At 72.0% G+C, this 2,097-nt stretch carries 2 protein-coding genes; both read left to right on the top strand.

Annotated features, from left to right (window positions below):
- Positions 1–181: 181 nt before the first annotated feature.
- Positions 182–925: a phosphoglyceromutase gene (locus tag ACOJUF_RS26135; protein ID WP_420124727.1), complete on the top strand. Its 744-nt coding sequence runs from the start codon at positions 182–184 to the stop codon at positions 923–925.
- Positions 926–1,043: 118 nt separating this feature from the next.
- The coding region (locus ACOJUF_RS26130; protein WP_420124726.1) for a sensor histidine kinase at positions 1,044–2,097 on the top strand (1,054 nt) is incomplete at its 3' end.

Genomic DNA, 2,097 nt, shown 5'->3' with positions numbered 1-2,097 from the left:
TGCGCCGGTCCCGCTCCGCCCGCGCCGGCGCTGCGACCCCGGTTGGTCCGCCGGCCGGGGCCGAGGCCGACGGGGCCGGGACCGGGGCCGAGCCGCGGGAGCCGGCCGGGGTGGGCTGACGGGTGCCCGGCGGGACCGGCCTCAACGCGTACGTTCGGCGGGCCTGCGGGACAATACGGCCATGACCTACACCTTGATCCTGTTGCGCCACGGCGAGAGCACCTGGAACGCCTTGAACCAGTTCACCGGTTGGGTGGACGTCCCGCTGTCCGACAAGGGCCGGGCCGAGGCGACGCGCGGCGGCGAGCTGCTCACCGCCGCCGGGGTGCTGCCGGACGTCCTGCACACCTCGCTGCTGCGGCGCGCGATCATGACCGCCAATCTCGCGCTCGACGCGGCCGATCGGCACTGGATCCCGGTGCGCCGGTCGTGGCGGCTCAACGAGCGGCACTACGGCGATCTGCAGGGCAAGGACAAGAAGGAGACCCTGCAGCAGTACGGCGAGGAGCAGTTCATGCTGTGGCGCCGTTCCTACGACACCCCGCCGCCGCCGATCAGCGACACCAACAAGTACTCCCAGGCCGACGACCCCCGGTACGCCGACCTCGGCGACGACGCCCCGAAGACCGAGTGCCTGGCCGACGTCGTCGCCCGGATGGAGTCCTACCTGTACGGGCCGATCTTCGACGACCTGAAGGACGGCAAGACCGTGCTGGTCGCGGCCCACGGCAACTCGCTGCGCGCCGTGGTCAAGATGCTCGACGAGATCAGCGACGAGGGCATCGCGAAGGTCAACCTGCCGACCGGCATCCCGCTCAAGTACGAGCTCGACGACGCCTTCAAGCCGATCAAGCCGGGTGGCGAGTACCTGGATCCGGATGCCGCCGCCGCGGCGATCACCGCGGTGGCCAACCAGGGCCGCTGAATCTGTCGTGGACACCCGGTGAACTCCGGGTGAATCCATGGGCCGCAGGGCGCCTGATGGTGGCCCTGCGGCCACCGATGCGTCGGATCGGGGTGCGGATCGCCCTACCATCACGGTTGTGTCAGGCGCGGGTTATGTGGCGGTCGCGGTCGGCGGATGCGCCGTCGGCTGGCTGTCCACGTGGTGGATGACGAGGCCGCGCCGGACCGACGCGGCGCGGCAGGTGCCGGCGTCCGAACCGCTCGAGCGGGAGGTGCTGAGCCGGTCCTCGACCGGCTACCTGGTGCTCAGCCCGCAGGGTCGCCCGCTGCTGTCGAACGCCCGGGCCCGTGAGCTGGGCGTGCTGGTCGGTGGCATCGTCAACCCGAGCGTGCTGGACGCGGCCGACCGGGCCGCGGTCTCCGGGGAACCGGTCGACGTCGAGCTCGAACCGGTCCAGGCTCCGGCGTTGACCACCGCGACCACCCCGCCGGGGGTCCCCGCGTCCGGGCCGACGGCGATCCGGGCGGTCGTGCAGCGCATCGACGACGAGCGCATCCTGGTCTCGGCCACCGACGAATCGGTCGCGCAGCGGGTGGAGGCGGTCCGGCGGGACTTTGTCGCGAACGTCTCGCACGAGCTGAAGACGCCGGTCGCGGCCATCGGGCTGCTGGCCGAGGCGACCCTGGACTCGGCCGACGATCCCGAGTCGGTCCGGCATTTCGCCGGTCGGCTGCACTCGGAGTCGGTCCGGCTCGGGGCGCTGGTCACCGAGTTGATCACGCTGTCCCGGTTGCAGGGCGCCGACCCGCAGGCCGACGCGGTGGTCGAGGTGGACGCCGTGGTCGACGAGTCCACCGGCCGTCTCGCGGCCACCGCCGAGGCGGCCGGCATCACCGTCGTCGCGGACCGCGACTCCGGTTTGCTGGTCCGGGGGGACCGGGCCCTGCTGACCATGGCGCTGACCAATCTCATCAGCAACGCCATCAACTACTCGCCGGCCGGCACCCAGGTGTCGGTCAGCCGGACGACTTCCGAGGGACAGGTGCGAATCGCGGTGACCGATCGCGGGGTGGGCATCGCCCCCGAATACACCGAGCGGGTCTTCGAGCGCTTCTTCCGGGTCGATCCGGCGCGCTCCCGGTCGACCGGCGGCACCGGTCTGGGCCTGGCCATCGTCAAGCAGGTCGCGG

Source organism: Nakamurella sp. (assembly GCF_048594475.1).
Lineage (GTDB): Bacteria > Actinomycetota > Actinomycetes > Mycobacteriales > Nakamurellaceae > Nakamurella.
Note: the sequence above shows the minus strand (reverse complement) of the source record. Positions and strands in the feature narration are given on the sequence as shown.

What these genes read in the sequence shown, in the direction of transcription:
- ACOJUF_RS26135 (WP_420124727.1), top strand. Translation starts at nt 182, where the DNA reads ATGACCTACACCTTGATCCTGTTGCGCCACGGCGAGAGCACCTGGAAC.